Annotated in this window: 23 protein-coding genes; 12 read left to right on the top strand and 11 right to left on the bottom strand. The window is 74.9% G+C overall.

Going from position 1 to position 23,563, the window contains the following annotated elements:
- Nucleotides 1-17 precede the first annotated feature (17 nt).
- Complete coding sequence (locus ABZS80_RS20490) at nucleotides 18-686, top strand: hypothetical protein (RefSeq protein WP_355057973.1); 669 nt, start codon at nucleotides 18-20, stop codon at nucleotides 684-686.
- Nucleotides 687-901: 215 nt separating this feature from the next.
- Here ABZS80_RS20490 and ABZS80_RS20485 read toward each other — a convergent pair whose 3' ends face one another.
- Both ABZS80_RS20485 and ABZS80_RS20480 read right to left on the bottom strand, forming a co-directional pair.
- Nucleotides 902-1,528 carry a DUF1345 domain-containing protein gene (locus ABZS80_RS20485; RefSeq protein ID WP_355057971.1) on the bottom strand — a complete coding sequence of 209 codons (627 nt, stop codon included), beginning with the start codon at nucleotides 1,526-1,528 and terminating at the stop codon, nucleotides 902-904.
- Between the two features lie 45 nt (nucleotides 1,529-1,573).
- Nucleotides 1,574-1,843, bottom strand: coding sequence for a DUF2795 domain-containing protein (locus ABZS80_RS20480; protein ID WP_151465257.1), 270 nt, complete (start codon nucleotides 1,841-1,843; stop codon nucleotides 1,574-1,576).
- Between the two features lie 159 nt (nucleotides 1,844-2,002).
- Between ABZS80_RS20480 and ABZS80_RS20475 the strand changes: the two genes are divergently transcribed.
- Nucleotides 2,003-2,398, top strand: coding sequence for a DUF2267 domain-containing protein (locus ABZS80_RS20475; protein WP_355057969.1), 396 nt, complete (start codon nucleotides 2,003-2,005; stop codon nucleotides 2,396-2,398).
- Nucleotides 2,399-2,407: 9 nt separating this feature from the next.
- On the opposite strand, the gene ABZS80_RS20470 is transcribed toward ABZS80_RS20475, so the two are convergent.
- Nucleotides 2,408-3,556 (bottom strand): CaiB/BaiF CoA-transferase family protein, encoded by a 1,149-nt coding sequence (locus ABZS80_RS20470; RefSeq protein WP_355057967.1) that lies wholly within the window; start codon nucleotides 3,554-3,556, stop codon nucleotides 2,408-2,410.
- 249 nt (nucleotides 3,557-3,805) lie between these two features.
- On the opposite strand from ABZS80_RS20470, the gene ABZS80_RS20465 reads away from it, so the two are divergent.
- From ABZS80_RS20465 to ABZS80_RS20450, 4 genes are all read left to right on the top strand, one after another.
- Complete coding sequence (locus ABZS80_RS20465) at nucleotides 3,806-4,825, top strand: TerC family protein (RefSeq protein ID WP_355057965.1); 1,020 nt, start codon at nucleotides 3,806-3,808, stop codon at nucleotides 4,823-4,825.
- An 84-nt stretch (nucleotides 4,826-4,909) separates the two neighbouring features.
- Nucleotides 4,910-5,509 carry a sulfite oxidase-like oxidoreductase gene (locus ABZS80_RS20460; RefSeq protein ID WP_355057963.1) on the top strand — a complete coding sequence of 200 codons (600 nt, stop codon included), beginning with the start codon at nucleotides 4,910-4,912 and terminating at the stop codon, nucleotides 5,507-5,509.
- A 1-nt stretch (nucleotide 5,510) separates the two neighbouring features.
- Nucleotides 5,511-6,272, top strand: coding sequence for a ferredoxin reductase (locus ABZS80_RS20455; protein WP_355057961.1), 762 nt, complete (start codon nucleotides 5,511-5,513; stop codon nucleotides 6,270-6,272).
- Between the two features lie 17 nt (nucleotides 6,273-6,289).
- On the top strand, nucleotides 6,290-6,583 hold the full coding sequence (locus ABZS80_RS20450) for a DUF6510 family protein (protein WP_355057959.1): 294 nt from the start codon (nucleotides 6,290-6,292) through the stop codon (nucleotides 6,581-6,583).
- 28 nt (nucleotides 6,584-6,611) lie between these two features.
- On the opposite strand, the gene ABZS80_RS20445 is transcribed toward ABZS80_RS20450, so the two are convergent.
- The 3 genes from ABZS80_RS20445 to ABZS80_RS20435 form a co-directional block, all read right to left on the bottom strand.
- Nucleotides 6,612-8,276, bottom strand: a complete 1,665-nt coding sequence (locus ABZS80_RS20445) for a glycosyltransferase family 2 protein (RefSeq protein WP_355057957.1) — start codon at nucleotides 8,274-8,276, stop codon at nucleotides 6,612-6,614.
- Entirely contained in the window at nucleotides 8,258-9,847 is a 1,590-nt protein-coding gene (locus ABZS80_RS20440) for a glycosyltransferase family 4 protein (RefSeq protein WP_355058006.1), read from the bottom strand. Before ABZS80_RS20440 ends, ABZS80_RS20445 begins: the two co-directional genes overlap by 19 nt.
- A gap of 208 nt (nucleotides 9,848-10,055) precedes the next feature.
- Entirely contained in the window at nucleotides 10,056-11,282 is a 1,227-nt protein-coding gene (locus ABZS80_RS20435) for an MFS transporter (protein ID WP_355057955.1), read from the bottom strand.
- A gap of 389 nt (nucleotides 11,283-11,671) precedes the next feature.
- Here ABZS80_RS20435 and ABZS80_RS20430 point away from each other — a divergent pair, with 389 nt between their 5' ends.
- The gene (locus ABZS80_RS20430) at nucleotides 11,672-12,199 is read left to right on the top strand and encodes a GNAT family protein (protein WP_355057953.1); all 528 of its coding nucleotides are present in this window, start codon (nucleotides 11,672-11,674) and stop codon (nucleotides 12,197-12,199) included.
- Nucleotides 12,200-12,504: 305 nt separating this feature from the next.
- Here ABZS80_RS20430 and ABZS80_RS20425 read toward each other — a convergent pair whose 3' ends face one another.
- Nucleotides 12,505-12,633, bottom strand: a complete 129-nt coding sequence (locus ABZS80_RS20425; RefSeq protein WP_355057951.1) for a hypothetical protein — start codon at nucleotides 12,631-12,633, stop codon at nucleotides 12,505-12,507.
- Between the two features lie 285 nt (nucleotides 12,634-12,918).
- Here ABZS80_RS20425 and ABZS80_RS20420 point away from each other — a divergent pair, with 285 nt between their 5' ends.
- Nucleotides 12,919-15,066, top strand: a complete 2,148-nt coding sequence (locus ABZS80_RS20420; RefSeq protein WP_355057949.1) for a glycogen debranching N-terminal domain-containing protein — start codon at nucleotides 12,919-12,921, stop codon at nucleotides 15,064-15,066.
- Nucleotides 15,067-15,107: 41 nt separating this feature from the next.
- On the top strand, nucleotides 15,108-16,406 hold the full coding sequence (locus tag ABZS80_RS20415) for an NAD(P)/FAD-dependent oxidoreductase (RefSeq protein WP_355057947.1): 1,299 nt from the start codon (nucleotides 15,108-15,110) through the stop codon (nucleotides 16,404-16,406).
- Nucleotides 16,407-16,422: 16 nt separating this feature from the next.
- Here ABZS80_RS20415 and ABZS80_RS20410 read toward each other — a convergent pair whose 3' ends face one another.
- From ABZS80_RS20410 to ABZS80_RS20400, 3 genes are all read right to left on the bottom strand, one after another.
- Nucleotides 16,423-17,550, bottom strand: a complete 1,128-nt coding sequence (locus tag ABZS80_RS20410) for an AI-2E family transporter (RefSeq protein WP_355057945.1) — start codon at nucleotides 17,548-17,550, stop codon at nucleotides 16,423-16,425.
- 41 nt (nucleotides 17,551-17,591) lie between these two features.
- Nucleotides 17,592-18,383, bottom strand: a complete 792-nt coding sequence (locus tag ABZS80_RS20405) for a fused MFS/spermidine synthase (RefSeq protein WP_355057944.1) — start codon at nucleotides 18,381-18,383, stop codon at nucleotides 17,592-17,594.
- 67 nt (nucleotides 18,384-18,450) lie between these two features.
- Nucleotides 18,451-19,422, bottom strand: a complete 972-nt coding sequence (locus ABZS80_RS20400) for a DUF2267 domain-containing protein (RefSeq protein WP_355057942.1) — start codon at nucleotides 19,420-19,422, stop codon at nucleotides 18,451-18,453.
- Between the two features lie 185 nt (nucleotides 19,423-19,607).
- Here ABZS80_RS20400 and ABZS80_RS20395 point away from each other — a divergent pair, with 185 nt between their 5' ends.
- Complete coding sequence (locus tag ABZS80_RS20395; RefSeq protein ID WP_355057940.1) at nucleotides 19,608-19,922, top strand: hypothetical protein; 315 nt, start codon at nucleotides 19,608-19,610, stop codon at nucleotides 19,920-19,922.
- 230 nt (nucleotides 19,923-20,152) lie between these two features.
- Here ABZS80_RS20395 and ABZS80_RS20390 read toward each other — a convergent pair whose 3' ends face one another.
- A complete protein-coding gene (locus ABZS80_RS20390) occupies nucleotides 20,153-20,536 on the bottom strand; it encodes an STAS domain-containing protein (RefSeq protein WP_355057938.1) in 384 nt (127 codons plus the stop codon).
- A gap of 206 nt (nucleotides 20,537-20,742) precedes the next feature.
- On the opposite strand from ABZS80_RS20390, the gene ABZS80_RS20385 reads away from it, so the two are divergent.
- Together ABZS80_RS20385 and ABZS80_RS20380 are read left to right on the top strand one after the other, a co-directional pair.
- Nucleotides 20,743-22,491, top strand: a complete 1,749-nt coding sequence (locus tag ABZS80_RS20385; RefSeq protein WP_355057936.1) for a PP2C family protein-serine/threonine phosphatase — start codon at nucleotides 20,743-20,745, stop codon at nucleotides 22,489-22,491.
- Nucleotides 22,488-23,537, top strand: coding sequence for a cobalamin-dependent protein (locus ABZS80_RS20380; protein ID WP_355057934.1), 1,050 nt, complete (start codon nucleotides 22,488-22,490; stop codon nucleotides 23,535-23,537). Before ABZS80_RS20385 ends, ABZS80_RS20380 begins: the two co-directional genes overlap by 4 nt.
- The last annotated feature ends 26 nt before the right edge of the window (nucleotides 23,538-23,563 follow it).

Raw genomic sequence — 23,563 nt, 5'->3', positions numbered from 1 at the left:
CCGGGTAGACGGCGGGCATGCCCACCACCAGTGCGATTTCCAGTGTCGAGGACAAGAAGCGGCTGGTCCGCCGGCTCGCCGGGGACGGGCGGGGGTTCGCCGAACGGTACGGGTTCCGGGTCACGAACAACCCGTCCCAGCTGTTCCAGGTGCTCTACCTGTCCGTTCTGCTGGCCCGGCGGGGCGACTTCCACAAGGCGATCGACGCGGCGACGGGGTTGCGGGACGCCGGCTGGGACAGCGCCGCCCGGCTGGCCCGCTCGTTGCACGCCGACCGGGTCCGCGTGCTGCGCGCCGCGGGACAGCGCGGCGACGTGGACGCGCTCGCCGCCACGCTCGGTGACCTGGCGCAGAACGTGGTCGACGCGTACCGGGGCGACCTGCGGCGGCTGCGCACCGAGGCGCACCAGGATCCGGGCCGGGAGCGGCGGTTGCTGACCGGGCTGCCCGGGGTCGACGACGAGGTCACGGACCTGTTCCTGCGGGAGGTGCAGGCGGTGTGGCGCGAGGTGGCGCCGGTGGCCGACCGGCGGGCGCTCGCGGCGGCCCGCCGGCTGGGGCTGGGCCGCTCCGCCGACGACCTGGCCGGGCTGGCCGGGAGCGGCGAGTCGGAGCGGTTGGCCTGGCTGGTCGGGGCGCTGGCCCGGGTGGATCTGGAGAAGCGGTACGCCGAGGTGACCGCATGACCGGGACGTGCCGACCGCCACAATCCCGGGATACTCACCCGTTCGGCTGATGCCCTGTCGTATGATGATCGTGGCAGCGATGCCCGCCCGGTTCGGGCGAACATCCACCGCCTGTCGGTCGCGACCCGGTTCGGGCGCGGGACCGGCGGGGACAGGTGCTGCTTGGCGCCCCAGGTCGCGGTTCGTGACCCGGGGCGCCCGCCTGTCACCTGGGCTCACTGGGCGAGGCTGGCGAGCAGGTTCACCGTGGCGGCGACGATGACCGCGCCGAACAGGTACGACAGCAGCAGGTGCCGCAGCGCCGTCCGGCGCAGCTCCGAGCTGCACAGGTCGGTGTCGGAGACCTGGAAGGTGGCGCCGACGGTGAAGCCGACGTAGGCGAAGTCGGAGAAGCAGGGCGGCTCGTCCTGGTGGAAGTTGATTCCGCCCGGCTCGCCGCTGTAGTAGAGCCGGGCGTACCGGGTGGTGTAGACGGTGTGCACCACGAACCAGGAGACCGCGATGCTCAGCACGCCGAGTGCCCCGTAGAGGTCCCGGAGCAGTCCGGCTGGGACGTCGTGCGCCGTCGTCAGCACCAGGCCGACCGCCAGCAGGCTGGCCAGGCAGGCGGCCAGCAGCAGGGCGTCACGCGTCGCCCGGTTGGGGTCCTCCAGCTTCGCCAGCCGTGCGGTGCGGGCGGCGTCCAGCCGGGACAGCCGCGTCCACTGCAGGGCGAGCCAGCTCAGCGCGGCGGCGTCCCACCCGACGAGCGGGCTGAGTGCCGGCGTGAGCATGACGGCGGCGGCGCCGGCGGCGGCGCCGCCGGCCAGCGCCATCACCACCAGTTGGAGCGCCGCCGGCACGTGTCCGTGAACCCGGGCGGCCGTCCGGCGCGGCACCGGGCGGGGTCAGATGCCGCGCAGGTGCTGCGAGACCCGCGTGTGCGGCTCCCGGGCCTGCGCCGCGCGCTGCGAGCGACCCACCTCGGGGGCGGCGTCGATGCCCGCCGACCGGGCCACCTCGGTGCCGTTGGCGTAGTCCACCGGCGGCAGCGCACGCAGCGCCTTCAACACCTCCGGCGGCGCGCCCTCCCGTTCGGCCTCCTGGATGACGTCGTCCTTGCCGGCCGGGTAGTCCAGCGCGGACAGATACTCGAGGACGTCGGTGTAACTCGCCATGGGTGGGGCTCCTCGCGCCTGTAGTTGCGGTCACGACCGGCGGCGGTTACCCGCCGGACCGCGGGTCACGCCCCGCGCGCCGGTGGAATTCCGGCACCGTTTGCGGGCCGTCGTGACGGGTAGCCGCGCGGGTACTGAGCATCGAAGGGGGTACCACTCATGCACTACCTCACCTTCGTCGGCCGGGTGGCGCGGCGTACCGGGACGTCCCAGGAGTTGGCGGCGGAGCTCACGCGCGCCACGCTGGCCACCCTCACCGACCGGTTGACCGGCGGTGAGGTGCTGGATCTCGCCGCCCAGATGCCGAAGCCCCTCCAGGGGCTGTTGAAGCCGGACCCGCGCGCCGAGGCGGCCGAGCGCTTCGGCGCGGCCGAGTTCGTCGCCCGGGTCTCCGCGCGGGCCGGCGTCGACGAGAACACCGCCCGGGACGGGGTGCGGGCCGTGTTCTGCACGCTGCGCGAGGCGATCACCAGCGGGGAGTTCCAGGACGTGGTGGTCCAGCTGCCGCGCGACTTCCGGGACATGGTGGAACCGGCCCTGGCGCCCCGCCGCTGACACCGCCCGTCAGGCCACCGTGCCGGCGGCGCGCAGGGCGGCGATCCGGGCGGCGTCGAGACCGGCCTCGGCCAGCAGCTCGTCGGTGTGCTCACCGGGCCTGGGCGGTGGCCGGCGCACGGAGGTGGGGGTGGCCGAGAAGCGCGGCGCGGGGGCCGGCTGGGGCACCCCGTCGGGCGCGACGAAGACCTCCCGGGCGGCCAGGTGCGGGTGCCCCGGGGCCTCGGCCCAGTCGAGCACCGGCGCCACGCAGGCGTCCGAGCCGGCCAGCAGCGCGGCCCACTCGTCCCGGGTGCGGGTGCGGAACAGCCGGGCCCAGGCCGCGCGCAGCGCCGGCCAGTTCGCCGGGTCGTGCCGGTCGGGGGCGTCGTCGCCGTCGAGCGGGAAGCAGGTGAGCCGGACCAGCTCGTCGTAGAACCGCGGCTCCAGGGCGCCGACCGCGAGGTGCCGCCCGTCGGCGCACTCGTACGTGTCGTAGAAGGGTGCGCCGCCGTCGAGCAGGTTCACCCCGCGCGGGTCCTGCCACATGCCGGCGCGCCGCAGCGCGTGGATCTGGGTGGACAGCACCGACACGCCGTCCACGATGGCCGCGTCGACGACCTGGCCGGGTGCGCCGGCGCGGACCGCGTACAGCGCGGCCACGACGCCGAGGGCCAGCATCATGCCGCCGCCGCCGAAGTCGCCGAGCAGGTTCATGGGCGGCACGGGGCGTTCGCCGGCGCGGCCGACGCCGTGCAGTGCGCCGGTCAGCGCCAGGTAGTCGATGTCGTGGCCGGCCGTGTGGGCGAGCGGGCCGTCCTGCCCCCAGCCGGTCATCCGCCCGTACACCAGTCGCGGGTTCGCGGCGCGGCAGTCGTCCGGGCCGAGGCCGAGCCGCTCGGTGACCCCGGGCCGGAAGCCCTCGATCAGGGCGTCCGCCCCGGCGACCAGGGTCAGCACCACCTCGCGTCCCTCGGGCGTCTTGAGGTCCACGGCGAGCGAGCGGCGGTTGCGGTTCAGCAGGTCACCCGGGATGTCGCCGAAGCCGCCGCCGCCGACCCGGTCCACCCGGACCACGTCCGCGCCGAGGTCGGCGAGCATCATGGCGGCGAACGGCCCGGGTCCGATGCCGGCCAGTTCGATCACCCGTACGCCGGTCAGCGGTCCCTGACTGTTCATCGCGTCACCATAGGGCCCCGGCCCGCGCGGCACCACGGCCGCTGTTCCGCACAGCGGTTGACCAGGGCAATCACCCGCGTCGCCACTTGGCGTCCACGTTGAGGTTGCCCTAACCTTGAGGCGGCGAGGGGAGTACTTCCCACGAACCATTCCGGTCAGTACGGCGGGCCCCGGGCGCGCCTCGGGTGGTTGCCCACGAACGGTGGGTGAAGGAGACCTCGAACATGACACGGTGTTCGAGGAGGCTCCATGACCGAGTTGTCGTACCTGTCCGCTGCCGAGTTGTCGTCGGTGGGGACCCCCACCCTGTGGGCGGTGACCATCGCCGGCGTGCTGGCGCTGCTGGTGCTCGACTTCCTGGTCACCCGGCGGCCGCACGAGGTCTCCCTCCGGGAGGCGCTGGGCTGGTCGGCCTTCTACATCGCCCTGCCGCTGGCCTTCGGCGGCTGGGTGTGGGGCCGCTACGGCTCGGAGCAGGGCGTCCAGTATCTCACCGGCTACCTGGTCGAGAAGTCGCTCTCGGTCGACAACCTCTTCGTCTTCATGCTGCTGCTGGCCGCGTTCGCGGTGCCCGCCGTGCTGGCCCAGCGGGTGCTGCTCTACGGCATCGCCGGCGCGCTGGTGCTGCGCGCGGTCTTCATCGCCCTGGGCGCCGCCGCCCTGAAGACCCTCGACTTCGCCTTCCTGCTCTTCGCGCTCATCCTGGTCGCCACCGCGGTGAAGCTGCTGCGCGACGCCCTGTCCGGGCACGAGCAGGAGGTCGACATCGACAAGATGCGGTCGGTCCGGCTGCTGCGCAAGGTCATGCCGGTGGTCGACGAGTACCACGGTCCGAAGATGACCATCCAGCAGAACGGCCGGCGGGCGCTCACCCCGTTCGCCCTCGTGGTGGTCGCCGTGCTCGCCACCGACGTGGTCTTCGCGGTCGACTCGGTGCCCGCCGTCTACGGCATCACCGAGGACCCGTACCTGGTCTTCGCCACCAACGCCTTCGCCCTGCTCGGCCTGCGGGCGCTCTACTTCGTCCTGCACGCCGCGCTGAGCCGCCTCGTGCACCTCAGCTACGGCCTGGCCGCCATCCTCGCCTTCATCGGCCTCAAGCTGGGCCTGCACTGGGCGCACGGCATCTGGCCCGGGGTGCCGCAGATCCCCACCCTCGCCTCGCTCGGCGTCATCATCGGCGTCCTGGTGATCGTCACCCTGACCAGCCTGCGCGCCACCCGCGACCGGGCCACCGGCGAGGAGGCGGTCGTCGCCGAGCGGCGGTGACCCGGCCGCCGCGCCGGTCACCCGGCGCGGCGGCTCCCGGCCGAACCCGTCGCCCCGGCCCACCCCAGGTGGTACGACTGACGCGTGGGAATCGTCTCGCCGGGCTTCCAGGGCCGGCCCCGTACGGCCGAACCGGCCCTGCCGCCGGGCCAGTACCTCACCGAGGACTTCCCGGTGCTCTCCGCCGGGCCGACGCCCCGGGTGTCGCTGGACACCTGGGAGTTCGTGCTCACCGCCGAGACGGGCGCCGAGTACCGCTGGTCCTGGGACGAGCTGATGGGCCTGCCGCAGGAGACGCCGCACGTGGACATCCACTGCGTGACCCGCTGGTCCAAGCTGGGCACCGACTGGCAGGGGGTGTCGCTGGACACCCTGCTCGACGGCGTCGACACCGCCGCCCGGTACGCGCTGGCCCACTCCTACGGCGGCTACACCACCAACCTGCCGCTGGACGACCTGCGGGGCGGGCGGGCCTGGGTGGTCCACACCTACGAGGGCGGCCCGCTGCCGGCCGAGCACGGCGGCCCGGCCCGGCTGATCGTGCCGCACCTCTACTTCTGGAAGTCGGCCAAGTGGGTCCGCGGGGTCCGGCTGCTCGCCGACGACCAGCCGGGCTTCTGGGAGACCGCCGGCTACCACGACTACGGCGACCCCTGGCGCGAGCAGCGCTACCAGGGCGACTGAGGTGGCCGCCCCGACGGCCGGCGGCCGGGTGGTCGCCCCACTGACCTGGCGGGTCGCCCGGCTGGTGGAGCGGCGGGTGGAGACGCCGAGCGCGCAGACCCTGGTGCTGGACGTGCCCGGCTGGCCGGGGCACGAGCCCGGGCAGCACCTCGACATCCGGCTCACGGCGGAGGACGGCTACCAGGCGGCGCGCTCGTACTCCCTGGCCGGCCCGGCCGAGGGGGAGCGGATCACCGTGACCGTGCAGCGGGTGCCCGACGGGGAGCTGTCGCCCTACCTCAGCGACACCTACGCCGAGGGCGACCCGGTGGAGGTGCGCGGCCCGGTCGGCGGCTGGTTCGTCTGGCGCACCGACGAGACCGCGCCGGTGCTGCTGGTCGGTGGCGGTTCCGGGGTGGTGCCGCTCATGGCGATGGTCCGGGCCCGGCGGGCCGCCGGCAGCCGGGCGCCGTTCCGGCTCATCTACTCGGCGCGCACCCCCGACGACGTCATCTACGCCGACGAGCTGCGCCGCCGCACCCGCGACGACCAGGGCTTGGACGTGGCCTACATCTACACCCGGGCGGCGCCGGAGGGCTGGCGGGGGGAGCCGCACCGGATCGGCCTGGCCGACGTGAACAGCCACGGCTGGCCGCCCGACCTGGAGCCGCTCTGCTATGTCTGCGGCCCCACCGGCTTCGTGGAGACCGTGGCGGACCTGCTGGTGGGGCTGGGCCACCCGACCCGGCGGGTGCGGACCGAGCGGTTCGGCCCGACCGGCTGACCACCCGAGGAGAGCGCATGACCGACATGTCCTACCTGGACGGCAACATGCTCGACGGGCCGCTGCGCGAACTCTTCGCGGTCGACCTGAGTTCCGCCACCGGCCGCTGCGACCACTGCGGCATGACCGGCCCGGTGGCGGGGCTGCACGTCTACTCGCACGCACCCGGGCTGATCGGGCGCTGCCCGGCGTGCACCGAGGTGATGGTGCGTCTGGTCCGTGCCCCCGACCGGGCCTGGCTCGACCTGCGCGGCACCACCTTCCTGCGGGTCCCCATGCCCCTCGACCAGCCCCATCCCCGCCCGCTCTGACGCCGCCGCGAGCGACGCGCCCCGCGGCTCAGGACGCGACGGTGAGCTGACCCACCTGGCTCGGGGTCGGCTCGGCGTGGTTCGTCGGGCTCAGGGGCGCCGGGGAGCCCGCCGGCCCGGCCGGCGCCGGGACGGGCGCCGGGCGGGTGACGGCCAGCGCGGCCCGCCGCCACCGCCGCCGCAGCCGGCTGGCCAGCTGCCCGACGGTCACCGGCACCACCGACAGCACGAGCTGGCCGTTGCGCGGGTCGACGGTCGCGGCCACCCCGTACAGGCGGGCGCCCTGGCGCAGCAGCCGGGGGCAGCCGGCGGCGAGCCGGGGCGCGCGGACCGGGGCGCTGCCCCGGCCGTGGCCACCGTCGACCTCCGCCCGCACCGGGTGGCGCTGGCCGCTGGCCGCGCTGCCGGCGAGGAGCCGGTCGACCGGGAAGTCGGTCCGCACCGTCCGGCTGGTCGGGTCGGTGGCGTCCAGCAGGGTGGTGCCGGCGACCGGGCCGGCCACCAGCCGCACCGGCCCGGCCTCCGCGGCGAAGCGGGGGTACGGGCTGCGCGTGGTCACCGCGAGCGTGTGCGCGTCCGTCCAGCTCACCGTCACGGTGTCCAGCCGGGCCAGCCAGTCGGCGCGTACCTCGGTGACGTCGGTCCAGGCGGCCGGCGCGCCCGGGTAGCCGGCGTGCCAGCGGCCGTCGGCGACCACCGTGGCCGGCACACCCCGCTCGGCGTCCTGGTCGATGATCGCCAGCAGCTCGTCGACGCCCCCGGCGGTCACCGCGCCCAGCCGCAGGCGGGCCTCGATGTCGAGCCGGTCCCGGAGCCCGTCGGTGACGTACCGCTCGACGAGCCGGCGCACCGCCGCGTGGACCCGTTCCTGCGCGGCACGGTCCAGCCGGCGGAAGTCGTCGCCGACCAGGTGGGCCAGCTCCAGCCCGACGTGCCGGCGCAGCACCGCGTCCCGCCGGGCGCCGGCCGGGATGAGCCCGGCCACGAAGTCGAACAGCCGCTCCACGCTGACCAGGCGCTGGTCGACGCGGCTGTGGTAGGTGATGTTGCGGGCGTCCAGGCGGCGCACCGCGTGGTAGTAGTCGTAGTCGGCGAGCACCGAGATCCGCCGGGCGTGGTAGCAGGCGGCGAGGGTGAACGGCTGGTCGCTGAGCACCGGCATGTCCTCGGGGAAGCGCAGCCCGAGCCGGTCCACGAGGTCCCGGCGGAACAGCTTGGTGTTCGCCAGCGACCAGGGCAGCGCGGAGTCGAACAGGCTCACGTCGACGGCGTTGCCGGCCGCGAAGACGTCGGAGAAGACGTGCCGGCCGTTGACCCCGACCACCTTGCCGAGCACCACGTCCGAGGCGTAGCGGTCGGCGGCGGCGACCAGCCGCTCCAGGGCCTCCGGACCGAGGTGGTCGTCGGAGCCGAGGAAGAAGACGTACCGGCCGGTCGCCACCTCCAGGCCCCGGTTGCACGGTGCGGCCGGGCCGCCGGAGTTGGTGTGGTGCAGCACCTTCACGGTGCCGGGGTGGCGGGCGGCGAACCGGTCCAGCAGCCGGCCGCTGCCGTCGGTCGAGCCGTCGTCCACCGCCACGATCTCCAGGCGGTCGCGGCCGATCGTCTGGCGCAGCAGCGAGTCGAGGCAGGCCCGCAGGTAGGGCCGCGTGTTGTAGACCGGGATGACGACGCTCACGTCTGGGGTGGGCACCGGAGCGCTCCTCGGGGAGTCGACGATTCGGGCGTGTCCGCGTCGGGCGGGGGTGCGGCGTCGGGCGGGGACGGGGCGTCGGGCAGCAGCCGGCGGTACGCCGCCTCCAGCACCTCGGCCTGCGCCGACCAGGTCCAGCCGGCGAGCAGGCCCGGCCGGTCGTACGCGGCGCGGCGCCGGGCGGGGTCGGCCAGCACGGCGGTCACCGCGCGGACGAGGTCGTCGACGTCGCCGGCCCGGAACACCTCGCCCTGGCCGGTCTCCCGCACCGTCGCCGCCATGGTCCGCACGTCGCTGACCACCACGGGCAGCCGCGCGTGCGCGTACTCGAAGAACTTGGTGATCAGGGCGATCTCGTGGTTGGGCCACCGGTGGATCGGGATCACCCCGACATCGGCGCCGGACAGGAACGGCACCACCTGCCAGTGCGGCACGTACGGCAGCACGTGCAGCCGGTCGGGGACGCCGAGCCGAGCGGCCTGCTCGGCGAGCCGCTCGACGTAGCGCAGCGCCGGGTTGACCACCAGCGCCAGGTGCACGCCGGGCAGCCGGGGCAGCGCCTCGACCAGGGTGTCCAGCCCGCGCTGCGGGGCCGCCGCGCCGCTGTAGACGAGCAGCGGCACGCCGGGAGCGAGCCCGCACTCGGCCCGCAGGTCCGGCGGCGGCGCGTCGTCGGCCGGGCGGTGCTCGTCGGCCGGGGCGTTGAGCAGCACGCCCGGCGCCTCGGCGAGCCGGTGCTCGCGGCGCAGCAGCTCGGCCAGGTCCGCCGAGACGGTGAGCACCGCGTCGGCGTACGGGGCGTACTCCCGCTCGTGCGCCCGGTGGGCGGGCAGCCAGCGGGCGTGGTCCCGCCACGGTTTGATCCCGGGCAGGAACTCGTGGGCGTCCCAGACCAGCGCCACCCGGCGGCCCTCACCGGCGGCGCGGATCTTGGCGCGGGCGCCGACGCCGAGCATCCGGAAGTCGTGGGCGTGGATCAGGCCCGGGCGCAGCCGGTCCACCTCGGGCCCGTAGGCCAGCTCGTAGTCCCAGAGCCCCGGCTCCAGCCGCCGCCACGCCCGGTCACCCTGGACGAGCTGCCAGAACAGCGTGTAGGCGCGGTCCCAGGGGCTGCGGAAGCGGCGGCCGTACCGGACCCGGTTCATCATCTTCGTGCGCAGCCACACCCAGCGGTCGAGCAGCCCGGCGGCGATCTCCCGCCGGCGCAGCGCGCGCCGCGCCCGGCCCAGCCGGGCGCCGGCCAGCTCGCCGTCGGCCGCGCGCCGCATGACCAGGGCGGACCGGACGGCGAGGTCGGCCCGCCAGGCCCGGACCCACTGGGCGCGGTGCTCGGCGATGCCACCCGACCGGTACGCCAGCGGCCAGCGCAACGAACGGCGGAACTCGTGCCGGCGCCGGTGCAGCGGCTCCGCCATCGGCAGCAGCCGCACCTCGGCGGCGCCCAGCCGCCAGGTCCGCTCGACGCCGTCCGGGGAGCGGCCGAGCAGGGTGACGTCCCACCCGGCCTCGGCGGCGGACCGGGCGATCTTCTGCACCCGGGAGTCGCCCTCGACCTTGTTGTCGACGAGCATGACGATCCGGCCGCGGCGCGGCGGTGTCGCCTCCTCGTGTGCCACTGCTGGTCCTCCGCTGGTCGGCCGGCCTGTCCGGCGTGACCCCAACCTGCTGGAGGCATCGGTCGGCGGGGCGACACCGACGTGACGCCGAGGTGACCGAGAGGAGGCGGTTGGGGGATGCCGGTGGGGAGACCGGACGGCCTCCCCACCGGTGCCGGGCCGATCAGCGCCCGGTGTCGCCCAGCCGGCGCCACACCAGCACGGTGAGCACCGTGAGCGCCGCCGCGGCCAGCCAGAACGGTGCCAGGATGCTCCCGGTCGCCCGGGCCAGGACGCCGCCGGTGGCGGTGCCCAGCGCCGCGCCGCCCAGGTCGGCCAGGGCGTAGACGCCGGTCACCCGGCCGCGCAGCCGGTCCGGCACGAGGCGCTGCCGCAGCGACACGACGAGCACACCCCAGACCATGGCGTGGCCGCCCCACACGACCAGCGCCGCGCCGGCGACCACCGGGTGCCGGGTGCCGGCCAGGACGAGCTGAAGCCCGATCTCGATCAGCAGCCCGGCCCGCAACAGCGCCGGCGTGCCGAACCGGGACCGCAGCCGGGTGGCCAGCGCGCTGCCGGCCAGCCCGCCGATCGCCGAGGCGGTCAGCAGCAGCCCGTACCCGACCTCGGCGAGGCCGAGCCGCTGACGGGCGTAGAGCACGAACACGGCGAACGCGGCGCAGAAGGCGACGTTCATGACGGCGATGCAGCCGGCCAGGGTGCGCAGCACCGGCACGGCCCAGAGCGCGCGTACGCCTTCCACCACGTCGGCCCGCAGCGACCGGCGCGGGGCCGCGGGCTCCGGCGGCGTCGCGGGCGGGACGGGTCGCCAGCGCAGCAGGGCCAGCAGCAGCGCGGCCAGCCCGAAGGTGGCCGCGTCGAATCCGAACGGCAGCGCCGCCGCGCCCACGAAGAGGTACGCCCCGAACGGCTTGGCCACGAACTGGTTGCCGATCACGAAGGTCGCGGAGAGCCGGCTGTTGGCCTGCTCCAGGCGCTCGGCGGGCACCACCGACGGCAGGAGCGCCCCGGCTGCGGTGTCCGCCAGGGTCTCGCCGACGCCGGTCAGGAAGAACGCGAGGCAGATCAGCGGCACCGTGGCCACGCCCGCGAGCACGGCCCCGGCCAGCGCGGCCAGCACCAGGGCCCGACCCAGGTTGACCGCGACGATCAGCCGGCGGCGGTCGAGCCGGTCCACGAGCGCCCCGCTGACCAGGGCGAGGAGCAGCCACGGCAGCTGCGGGGCGAGTGCCGCGGCGGCCACCGCCGCCGGGTCCGGGGTGAGCGAGGCGACCAGCAGCGGCGCGGCCACCAGGGTGATGCCGTCACCGAGGTTGGAGACGGCGGAGGCGGTCCAGAGCCGCCGGAAGTCGGGGCCGAGCCGGTCGGCCGGAAGGGTGGCCGTCATGCCGGCCACCGGGCAGGGATACGCGGTCCGGGCGCGACGCGGCGCCCGGACGGGTCGTCCGGAAACACGAGGAACTCCCTCGGAAGCGATGTGGTGGCGTGCGGGCACGCCGGGACGTCGGGACCCGCGCAGGGCGGATCACCGGATCGCTTCGCGGTGCGGGTGGCGGTGTCGGGCCCGGCGGGAAGCGCCGGGCGGACCGGGTGGCGGCGCGCCGGACCAGATCAGGACACCGGGTCTCCCACCGGCGAAGCGGAAACCAGCACCGTGCCGAGTGGAGCAGTCCTCATGATCGACCTCCCGTCCTCGGATGCCACGCTAGGGCACGTCCGCGCGTGGCGCGACCCCGGTTGGACAGCGGGCGGACGGGTGACCGAGAGTGGATCACCGTGAGGTATCTGCGCAGCGACGGCCGCGTCGCGATCCGCCGTCCCCGCCCCACGGACGAGGCGGAGTTCGTCGCCGCCGCCCGGCGCAGCCGCGACCTGCACCACCCGTGGCTCGCCGCGCCCGACGACGCCGAGCGGTACGCCGCCTACCTGCGCAAGATCCGGGCGCGGAACAGCTCCGGGTACCTGCTCTGCGACCGGGCCACCGGCGAGATCGCCGGGTACGCGAACATCAGCGGCATCGTCCTGGGCGCGCTGCGCGGCGGCTACCTGGGCTACGCCGCCTTCCTGCCGTACGCCGGCACCGGGCACGCCTCGGCCGGGGTCCGGCTGGTCGTCGAGCACGCGTTCACCGCGCTGGGGCTGCACCGGCTGGAGGCGAACATCCAGCCCGGCAACGAGCCGTCGAAGAAGTTGGCCCGGCGGCTCGGGTTCCGTCAGGAGGGCTTCTCGCCCGACTACCTGTTCATCGACGGCGCCTGGCGGGACCACGAGCGCTGGGCGATCACCGCGCCGACGGCGGGCTGAACGGCGCGGTGGCGGCCGCGCAACGGCGACCGCCACCACGTTCATCGGCTCAGCGCCCGGGCCTTCGATCCTGCGGTCGCTGACCGGTGAGGCGCTGGAGCTTCGCCTCCTTGTGCTCGACGCGCCGGCGCTGACGGGGCGTGAGCTGCGGGCGGCCACTCTGCTGCCGGTAGTGGGAGATACGTCGGTCGGACGGCAGGATGCTCACTACGGGCTCCCCTCGTGTCGGAGTCGACTCTCGCGCTTCCCACCACTCTCCGTCTCGGCCGGGTGAGGTCACCCCACCCGATCCGGGTGAGCGGCGGTCAGCTGCCGGGCTTCGGGAACGCCACGGGGCTGCGGTGCCCCGCCCGGTCCACCGCCCGCACGCCGAAGAACACGTTGTCCTTGGACAGGTCGATCGTCACCTCGGTGACGTCGCCGACCGGCAGCACCTTCTACCACTCGGGGGCGGTGGTCTCCCGCCACACCACCTCGTAGCCGGCGAGGTCCGGTTCGGTGCCGCGCTGCCACCGCAGCGTGGTGTCGTTGGTCAGGTTGGTGGTGACGACGGTGACCCCCTTCGGGGTGCCCGACCCCCGGCGGTCTCGTGGGTTCCCATCTGGGCATCCTCGCCCCGGATGGGAAGCCTGTCCATATAGTCAGGCATGGATCAGCGTGGCGATTTCATCCGGAACGGGTGATGCCACCCTCGCCCGCACTCCTCCTACCGTCGGCGCATGGCTGTCGTGCGTCCGACTCCGGCCGACCCGACGCCGGGCGTGCTGGCCCCCGCCCATGCGAGCGGGGACCAGCGATCCATCCCGCCCGAGCTGGGCGCCGAATCCATCGCCGTCCTCAACGGCCCCACCTTCATGTACTCGGAGCCGTCCGGCGACGTGCCGCCCGGCAGCATCGGTGGTCTGGTCCATCTGGACACGCGGCTGCTCAGCGGGTGGGTGCTCACGGTGAACGGGCAGCGCCTGCTCGTGCTCCGCTCGCAGATCCTTCAGCCCTACTCGGCCCAGTTCGCGCTCGCCAGTCCGGAGCTGCCCGGCCTCCCGGCGAACGGCCTCGGCTTCCGGCGGCTGCGCTACATCGGCGACGGTTTCCACGAGCGGGTGGAACTGGTGTCCTACCAGCCCGAACTGGTCCGCATCGAGCTGCGGCTGGCGGCGGCCGCCGACTTCGCCGACCTCTTCGAGGTCAAGTCCGGGGTCCGGGACCGCTCCGCGCACATCACCCGCCGGCACACGCCCGACCAGCTCTGCTTCACGTACGCGGCCGACGGCTTCTCCGCCGAGACCCGGGTCTGCTCCTCGCGGCCCGCGGACCGGGTCGAGGGCGACGAGCTGGTGTGGGAGCTGGAGCTGCACCAACGGGAGGAGTGGTTCGTCGACCTGGACGTGCCGCTGCCGCCGGGCCTGGGGGTGGTCGAGTCGGTCCGGGGCGACATCGCCGACGTGGTCCACGGGCGGGTACCCGACCCGTTCCGCCACTGGATGGCCGAGCGGGCCCTGCTGCACAGCGACAGTCAGGCGCTGGAGCGGACCATGCACCGGACCGGGCAGGACATCGCCTCGCTCCGGCTGGAGCTGGAGGTCAAGGGGCAGCGCATTTTGCTGCCCGGCGCCGGACTGCCCTGGTTCCTCAGCGTCTTCGGCCGGGACACCCTGCTCACCGCCTACCACACACTGGTCGCCGGTCCGAGCATGGCGCGCGGCGCGCTACTCGCCCTGGCCCGGTTGCAGGGCGACCGCTGTGACGACTTCACCGACGAGGAGCCGGGCAAGATCCTGCACGAGGTCCGCAGCGGGGAGCTGACCCGGACCGGGCTGAAGCCGTACGGCCCGTACTACGGCACCGCCGACGCCACCCAGCTCTGGCTGGTCCTCCTGTCCGAGTACTGGCGGTGGACCCGGGACGACGACCTCGTGCGGAGCCTGCGGGACAACGCGATGGCCGCCCTCGACTGGATGGACCACTACGGGGACCGGGACGGCGACGGCTACGTCGAGTACGCCACCCGCTCGCCGGAGGGCCTGGGGAACCAGTGCTGGCGGGACTCGCCGAACGGCGTCGTCTTCCACGACGGCCGGATCCCGGTGCTGCCGATCGCCACCTCCGACATCCAGGGCTACGGATACGACGCGAAGCTGCGGCTCGCCGAGCTCGCCGACGGCCCCCTGAACGACCCGGCCCTGGCCCGCCGGCTGCGCGCGGACGCCGCTCGGCTCTACGACCAGTTCAACCGCGATTTCTGGATCGAGGAGCGGGGTGGTTTCTACGCCGTCGGCCTGGACGGCGACAAGAACCGGATCGACTCGAAGACGTCGAACATGGGCCACCTGCTCTGGAGCGGCATCGTGCCACCGGAGCGGGCGGACCGGGTGGTGCGGCAGCTGATGGCGGAGGACTCCTTCTCCGGCTGGGGAATCCGCACCCTGTCGCGCGAGGACGCGCTGTTCAACTCGCTCGGCTACCACCACGGCACGGTGTGGCCGCACGACAACTCGCTCGCCGTCCTCGGGCTGACCCGGTACGGGTACCGGGCCGAGGCCAACCGGATCAGCCTGGCGCTGATCGAGGTGGCGGAGCAGTTCGGCTACCGGCTCCCCGAGGCGCTCAGCGGCTACCCGCGCGAGCGGCTGCTCTTCGCCGTGCCGTACCCGACCGCGTGCAGCCCGCAGGCCTGGGCGAGCGCCACTCCGCTGGCCCTGGCCCGGGCGATGCTCAACCTCAACCCGGTCGACGGCCGGCTGGTCTTCGACCCCGACATCCCGCCGGAGATCGGCCGGATCGCCGTCGACCGGTTGCGGGCCTTCGGGCAGTCCTGGGACCTCGAGGCGGTGGGCCGCAAGGGGTACGTGCGGCTTTCCGCGGACTGACGCCACGTTTGTCGGGGTCCTCGACGGGAACGGCAGCAGGCATGACGAAACCTCGTGTGGTGATCGTGGGGGCCGGGTTCGCCGGATACCACGCGGCGAAGACGTTGAGCCGGCTGGCCGGCAGGCAGGCCGAGATCGTCCTGCTGAACACGACCGACTATTTCCTCTACCTGCCGCTGCTTCCCGAGGTCGCCGCCGGGGTGGTCGAGCCCACCCGGATCTCCGTGCCGCTCGCCGGCACCCTCGACGGCGTCCGCGTGGTCATCGGCGAGGCGGACCGGGTCGACCTGCAGAACCGCTGGGTCGGCTACCGCTCCGCGGAGGGGGACCACGGCCAGCTCGCGTACGACCGGCTGGTGCTCTCCGTCGGCAGCGTCAACAAGCTGCTGCCGATCCCCGGGGTGACCGAGTACGCGCACGGCTTCCGCGGCCTGCCCGAGGCGCTGTACCTGCACGACCACGTGGTCCGCCAGGTCGAGCTGGCCGAGCTGGCCGAGGACCCGGCCGAGCAGCGGTCCCGCACCACGTTCGTGGTGGTGGGCGCCGGCTACACCGGCACCGAGGTGGCCGCGCACGGCCAGCTCTTCACCGACCGGCTGATGGCCCAGCGGCCCCACCTCAAGGTGCGGCCCCGCTGGATGCTGCTGGACGTGGCCCCGCGCGTCCTGCCCGAGCTGGACCAGCGTCTGTCCGTCACGGCCGACCGGGTGCTGCGCCGCCGCGGCGTCGACGTGCGGATGGGCACCTCGGTGTCGGAGGCCACCCCGGACGGGGTGATGCTCACCGACGGCGAGTACGTGCCGACGTGCAGCCTGATCTGGTGCGTCGGGGTGCGCCCCGACCCGTTCGTGGCCGAGCTGGGGCTGCGCACCGAGAAGGGGCGCCTCGTGGTCGACGAGTACCTCAACGTCCCCGGCTACCCGGAGGTGTTCGCCTGCGGCGACGCGGCGGCCGTGCCCGATCCGACCCGTCCCGGGCAGGTGTGCGCGATGACCGCCCAGCACGCGCAGCGGCAGGGCAAGCTGGCCGCGCGCAACATCGCCGCCTCGTACGGGCAGGGCACCCGGAAGTCGTACAAGCACCGCGACCTGGGTTGGGTGGTCGACCTGGGCGGCAAGGAGGCCGCGGCCAACCCGCTGCACGTGCCGCTGGCGGGCCTGCCGGCCAAGGTGGTCACCCGCGGCTACCACCTGTACGCCATGCCCAGCAACCGGGCCCGGGTCGGGGCGGACTGGCTGCTCGACGCCACCCTGTCCCGGCCGGCCGTGCAGCTCGGCCTGGTCCCGGCGAACGCGGTGCCGCTGGAGAGCGAGTCGCCCGAGGTGGTGCACCGCCGCTGATCCCGTCCCGCGCGGCTCACCCGCCGGCCGGCGGCGCGTTCCCGTCCCCGGGAGCCCGCCCGCCGGCCGGACGCCGTTCGGGGCCCGGGACGGCGGGGACGGCCAGGGCCTGCCGGCCGGCGTGGGCGAACTCGCGCAGCAGGACCTGCGCGATCCCGGCGACCGGAATGGCCAGCAGGGCGCCCACCAGGCCGGCCAGTTCGGCGGCGAGCAGCACGCTCACCAGCACGGTCAACGGGTTCAGCCGGACCGCACGGGCCATGATGACCGGTTGCAGCAGGTGGTTCTCGACCTGCTGGTAGACCACGAAGAAGACCAGCACCACCACGCCGGCGGTGGGGGAGTGCAGGAACCCCGCCCCGGCCGCGACGATCGCCCCGATGGTGGCCCCGACCAGCGGCACCAGGTCGGCCAGCGCGACCACCAGGGCGATCACCCCGGCGAACGGCACCCCGACGAGGAAGAGCACCGCGAAGGTGAGGCCGCCGCAGATGACGCTGATGAGCAGGTTGCCGCTCAGGTAGCCGGTGATGATCCGGGAGGAGTCCCGGCCGATGCGCCGCAGCCGCTCGGCCGCGCCGTCGCCGATCAGCTGCAGCGTGCCCGCGATGATCTTCGGCGCCTCCAGCACCATGAGGTAGGCCAGCACCACCACGGTGAGCACCGCGGCGACGATCTCCAGCACGCCCCGGAGCACGCCGACCGCCGGCTGGCCGAGCCGGGAGCCGTAGCGCTCGATCTGGTCGGCGTGGGTGTCGGCGTACCGGAGCAGGTGGAACCGGTTCAGCACCTCGCCGAGCGGTCCCCGGCCGGCGCGCGCCTCGCGGAGCAGCTCCGGCGCCCGGTCGGCGAACCGGCCCAGCTCGTCGGCCAGCGGCAGGACGATCATCGCGCCCAGCGCGGCCAGCAGCACGAAGGTGGCCAGGAAGACCAGCAGGGTGGCCAGCGCCCGGCGCCGGACCAACCGCCGTTCCACCCGGTCGACCAGAGGGTTCAGGGCCACCGCGAAGAACGCCGCGACGAGGCCCCAGACCAGCACCCGCCGGGTCGCCCAGACCAGCGCCAGCCCGAGCAGCGTGGCGAGCACCAGACCGATCACGATCAGCGCCCGGCGGGCGGTGGACCGGTCGTCGGCTCTGCTCATCCGGCGCGGCTACCCGCCCGGGACCGGTGGAAACCCGCCGGTCAGCGCTTGGCGAGGGTGGCGTCGGTGGCCGGCCGGGTGCCGGCGACGAACGCGTCCAGCGTCGCCCCGTGTAGCACACCTCCGGGCACCGGGTCGCCGGCGGCGCGGGCGAGGAGACGGCGTACCGGCAGCCGGTCGGGACGGGTGGCCGCCGCGAGCACCAGGTTGCCGTACCGCCGGGCGCGCAGCATCCGCCGGTCGGCGACCAGGCAGACGTCGGCGAAGACCGCCCGCAGCGTGGCCACCTGCGTCCGGGTCTGCACCAGCGGCGGCAGGTCGGTGACATTCACCAGGAGGACGCCGTCCGGGCGGAGCACCCGGGCCACCTCGGCGGCGAACTCCACGCTCGCCACGTGCTGGGGCATCCGGGCCGCCTGGTAGACGTCGGCCAGCACCACGTCGTACGCCCCGGCCGGGACGGACGTGACCGCGTCCCGGGCGTCGCCGATCTCGACGACCACCTCGGGCGGCACCGGGGGCAGCTCGCGGCGGACCAGCTCGACCACCGCCGGGTCCCGCTCGATCACCCGCTGGGGTGAGCCGGGCCGGGAGGCGGCCAGCCAGCGGGGCAGGGTGAGCGCCCCGCCGCCCAGGTGCAGGACGGTCAGCGGCCGGCCCGGCGGGGCGGCCAGGTCGACCACCGCGGCCATCCGCCGCACGTAATCGAAGTGCAGGTGGCGTGGGTCCGCCAGGTCGACGTACGACTGTTCCACGCCCGCGGCGAGGAGCGTCCGGCCGGTGGGCCGGGCCGGGTCCACGACGATCTGCAGGGCGTCGGCGTCGCTCTCCACGGCGGGCAACCTACCCGGCGCACCCCGGGCCGGCGGGCGTGGCGCCCGCCGGCCCGGACCGCCCGGCTCAGCCGGCGGCCATCCCGGCGCCGGCCTCGTCGATGGCCTCGTCGACCCGCCGGGCCAGATCCACGTCCAGCGCGGTCACCCCGTCGACCTGCCGGGTACGGACGGTGAGCACGGCACTGTCCGGGTCGGGCCGGCCGATCTGCGGCCCGCGCCCGGTCTCGCCCCGGAGCTGGTCGAGCCGGTCGAGCACCCGGTCCAGGTTGCCGGCCGGCAGCTCGATGGTGCGCACCAGCGACTGCCGGTCGCTGGACCAGTACGGCAACCGGCCAAGCGCGGCGCGCAGTTCCTGCTCGTCCAGCGGGGCGGTGGCGGACGTCGGACCCACCAGGCCGCCGCCGGGCTCCGGCGGCTCGAGCAGATCCCGCAACCCGTCCGGTACGTGCAGCGACTCGACCAGTTCGCCGTCCGCGTCGGCCAGCGCCGCGAGGGTGGCCTCGGCCTGGTAGCGCGCCTGCTCCGGGGTGAGGCGGCTGCGCCGGCCCACCTCGTCCAGGAAGCCGGGCAGGTCCCGCCGCCGCTCGATGCCGTCCACCGGCACGACGTCGTGCAGCTTCAGTGGCACCGCCTCGAGCAGCCGCTCCCGCTCGGCCTCGTCGAGCGCCCAGGCCAGCGCGAGCACGGTCGCCTCGGCCGCCACCTTGGCGGTGAAGAAGTCCACCCCGGCCCGCCGGCTCACGTCGTCGACGAGATCCCGGTAGCCCAGCGTGGTCACCCGGGCCGGCCGCTCGTCGGGCAGCGGGCGCGGGCGCTCCGCCACGGCCGCGGGCGGCGGCGCGGGACCGCCGCGCGTCGTGTCCGGCTTGCGCCGGCCGGCCGGCGGCGGGCCGGACCGTTCGCTGCGGTCCAGCGAGGTGATCTGCTTGGACGCGCTCAGGCTGGCGCCGGTCTGGCTGGGGAGCCGACCGCGTCCCCGGGCGTCCCGGGCCAGGGCCCGGCGGCGCTGGTTGTCGCCCTCCATCTGCTTGCGCATCGTCGCACCTCGTTCCTGGTCGGTTGCGCTTGCGCCGGTCGCCTTCCCGGCGCTGCCGGGAAGGAAACGGCCGCCGGCGGACCGGCCGGCTTCACTCGCTGCGGGTGAGGGCTGGTCACCCCGGGGGGCCGCACGATCGTGGTGGACCGGAAGAACTTCCGACGCACGCGGAAGGGCAGGTCGTCATGAAACGGATCGTGGAGATCGTCCCCGCTCGGCCCGGCTGGTACGCGAGGTGGCATGTCGATCCGGAGGGCACCCGCAGCTACCCGGTGACCCTCTGGGCGCTGCTGGAGGAGAGCGACGGCAGCGGGCGTGAGGTCGTCGGCGTCGACTGTGTGGGGCAGTGGCCGGGAGCCGACGACAACGAGGTGGGTGGGGAGTTCGTCCGTTACCTGTTCCAGACGCCCGATTCGGGAACGCCGGAGGACGCGGCGTCGCCCACGGTGGGGGAGCTGCGCGAGTCCGGCCCGCGCCTGCAGGCCATCCCCGCCGCCTGAGCCGCCCTCCCCGGCCCCCGGCCCCTGGTCCCAGGGTCGGGGGCCACCCCCGTTCGCCGGTCAGCCGACGTCGCGGGTCGCCGCGGTCTCCCCGGGTGGCGGGACGGCCAGCAGCTCGGCCAGCCCCGTGCGGTCGAGCAACTGCCGCACCTGCGGGTTGACTGGTCAGCAGCTGCGAGCGCATGCGGTCGTGTTTCCGGCTCGGGCCGGTCCCGAAAACCCCAGGGCGCTCAGACACGGGCGGACGACCCGGTCGTGGGCCGGTCGGGCTGCGGCCGGGACAGCAGGGCGGTGACCCCGGTCATGTCGAGGATCGTCGCCAGGAAGCGGGGCGTCTCCCGGAGCTGGAGGGACGTGCCACCCTGCTGGCCGTCCTGCCAGGCGTGCACGATCACCGACAGGCCGGTGCTGTCGATGAAGAGCAGGCCGCGGAAGTCCAGCACGAGCGTCCGCGGGTTCTCCGCCAGCAGCCGGTCGACCTCGGCGCGCAGCGGGGCGGCCGTGGTGAAGGCGAGATCACCGCCGACCCTGATGGCCGGCGCGGCGGGGTCGGAGCGGTCCACGGAGATGCGCAGCGGTGTCGCCTCGGGCGTTCTCCGTTGGGGTGCCACCATCACGCCTTTCGCGGCTGCCGGTCGGGCCGGGTCGTCCGGATCGTAACAACCCCGCGACCGCACCGCCGGGTGGCGCGTCCGCAGGCCGGGGGGCACGGGCCGTGGGGTGGCGGTACCGGCACGCCGGCGTAGGGTGGGTGGAGAAATTTGACCATACGCGCCGTTCCGTGTGGACCGTGGGTATCGACAGGAGTGGGGCTCAGCTGGTGACTGCTGCCGACGTCAGGGGCGCTGACCCGGGCGACGGACGGATCTCCAGGCCGGGTGCCAGACGGGCTCGTCCGTGGTCGCCCGCCGCGCCGGCCCTGCCGCCCCTGGCCCCGGACCGCGGCCCGGCCACCCCCGACTGGTCGGAGGTGGTGGAGCACTTCCGCGAGGGTCTCATCGTCTGCGACGCCGACGGGGTGGTGCGGCACCTCAGCCCGGTCGCCGAGCGGCTGGTTCCCGAGGTGGTGCCCGGCGAGGTGCTCGCCGCGGCCGGCGTGCCCGCCCTGCGCGCCGACGACCCGGGCGAGTTCACCCATCACGGCCAGCGACTGCGCCTGCGGGGCGTCTGGCTCTCCGCCGGCCGGCGCTGCTGGTACGTCGAGGACGTCACCGAGAGCGTGAGCCGGGCCGACGCGCTGCTCGCCGAGCGGGCCCGCTCGGCGTTCCTCGCCGTGGTCGGCGAGAAGCTCGGCAACCCCCTGCATCCCGACCGCGCCGCCGCCGCGGTGGTCCGGCTGGCCGTGCCGAGCCTGGCCGATGTCGCCGTGCTGGTGCTGACCCCGCGCTCCGGCCGGGCCCGCTGGTGGCGGGCGGTGCGCGCGGACGACGAGGCGCCCGTCGTGGACAGCGGCGTGCTCGCCGCCGCGGCGCTGCCGTCGGCGATCGGGGAGGGCCTGGGCGGCGTGGAGCCGCACGCCCTGGACTGGCTGGTGGAGCAGGCCGTCGAGGCGGGCTGGCTGCCCGGTCTCGACGCGGCCGGCGCCACGGCGCGGGTGGTTCCGTTGCCCGGCCGGGAAGCCCCGGCCGGGGTGCTGCTGGTCGTCCGCCGGGCCAGCCGCTGGTACGACGACGCCGACCTCGACCTGGTCCGCGCGTTCGCGGCCCGGGCCGGTGCCGCGCTCACCACCGCGCTGCTCTACCGCGACCAGGCCGAGGTGGCCGACACCCTCCAGGCCAGCCTCCTGCCCGTCGAGCCGGCGGCCGCCCCCGGCGTGCAGTGGGGGACCGCCTACCGCCCGGCGGAGGCGGGGCTGCGGATCGGCGGGGACTTCTACGGCTCGCACCGGCTCGTCGACGGCGGCTCCGTCTTCTTCCTCGGCGATGTCTCCGGCAAGGGCGTCGAGGCGGCCGTGTTCACCGGCCAGCTCCGCCAGTGCCTGCACGCGCTGCACCGGGTCGAGTCGCAGCCGGGCCGGCTGCTGAAGCTGCTCAACGACGCGTTGCTGGAGACCACCCAGGCGCACGGGCAGGGCCGGTTCGCCACCATGGTGCTGGGCGTGGTGCGCCCGCACCGCGACGGTGGCCTCACCCTGACCATGGCCGGCGGCGGCCACCTCCCGCCGCTGGTGCTGCGGGCCTCCGGCGAGGTCGAGGTGGTGCCGTTGAGCGGGATGCTGATCGGTGTGGTGCCGGATCCCCGGATCGGCGAGGTGACCGTGCACCTGGCGCCGAGCGAGACCTGCCTGCTCTACAGCGACGGGGTGACCGAGGCGCGCGGTGGCCGGCGGGGTGACGAGCAGTTCGGGGCCGAGCGGCTGTTGCACGCCGTGACCGGCTGCCACCGGATGCCGGCCCCGGCGCTGGCCGAACGGATCGAGCAGGTGACCTGCGACTGGCTCGGCCACGGCGACCACGACGACATCGCCGTGCTCGCGTTGCGGGCGACCGGCCCGGTCCGTCCCGGCCGCCACCTGCACGCGGTGCCCGCTCCGACCGGTGCCGGCCTGACGAGGGAGACCGAGGCGTGACCGCGACGACCACCGAGGCCGACCCGTCTCACGCCTTCCCCGGCTATCTGGAGTGCCTGGCGGAGGCCGACGAGCACGCCGCGGTCGAGGTGGCCCTCGGGCTGCTGGAGTCCGGCGTGCCGGCGGAGCGGGTGCTGCTGGACCTGGTCGCTCCGGCGCAGGCCGAGGTGGGGGAGCGGTGGGCCCGCGACGAGTGGAGCGTGGCCCAGGAGCATGCCGCCACCCACATCAGCGAGCGGGTGGTGGCGGCCGTCGCCGCGTACGCGAATCCCCGCCCGACCCGCGGCCGGATCGTGGTCGCCTGCATGGACGGCGAGTGGCACGCCCTGCCGGCCCGGCTGGTGGCCGAGGTGCTGCGGCTGCGCGGCTGGCAGATCACCTTCCTCGGGGCCAGCGTGCCCGCCGCGCACCTGGTGTCCTACCTGCACCGCTACGACGCGCACGCGGTGGCCCTCGCCTGCGCGCTGCCGATGCGGCTGCCGCACGCCCACCGCATGATCGAGGCGTGCCGCCGCTCCGACGTGCCGGTGGTGGTGGGCGGGCGCGGCTTCGGGGGCGACGGGCGCTGGGCCCGGGTGCTCGGCGTGCCGTGGGCGCCGGACGCGCCGACCGCGGCGGGCCTGGTCGCCGACGAGCGGGCGCTGCGGGCGGTGCTGCCGGCCCGGCTCGACCACCTCGCCGACGACGAGTACGCGAGCCTGGCCAAGCGGCGCGGTGAGCTGATCGACAGCGCCCTGGCCGACCTGCGTGAGCGGGTGCCCGGGGTGCGTGACTACACCCCGGCCCAGCTGGACTCGACCGTCAGCGATCTCGGCTACATCGTCGACTTCCTGGCCGCCGCGCTCTACGTCGACGACGAGACCCTCTTCACCGAGTTCGTCGAGTGGTTGGTGGCGATCCTGGTCAGCCGCCGGGTTCCGGCGGGCGCGGTCGGGCTGACCCTCGACCACTATGGACAGCGGCTGCGCGACTTCCCCCGGGCCGGCCGGTTCCTGGACCGGGCCCGTGCGCTGGTCGGCGGGCTGTCCGGCGCGCCGGGGCGTTGACCGTCGGGGTGCGGGCGCGCCGGAGA

It is taken from the genome of Micromonospora sp. NPDC005305, assembly GCF_040607315.1.
Taxonomy (GTDB): domain Bacteria; phylum Actinomycetota; class Actinomycetes; order Mycobacteriales; family Micromonosporaceae; genus Micromonospora.
Note: the sequence above shows the minus strand (reverse complement) of the source record. Positions and strands in the feature narration are given on the sequence as shown.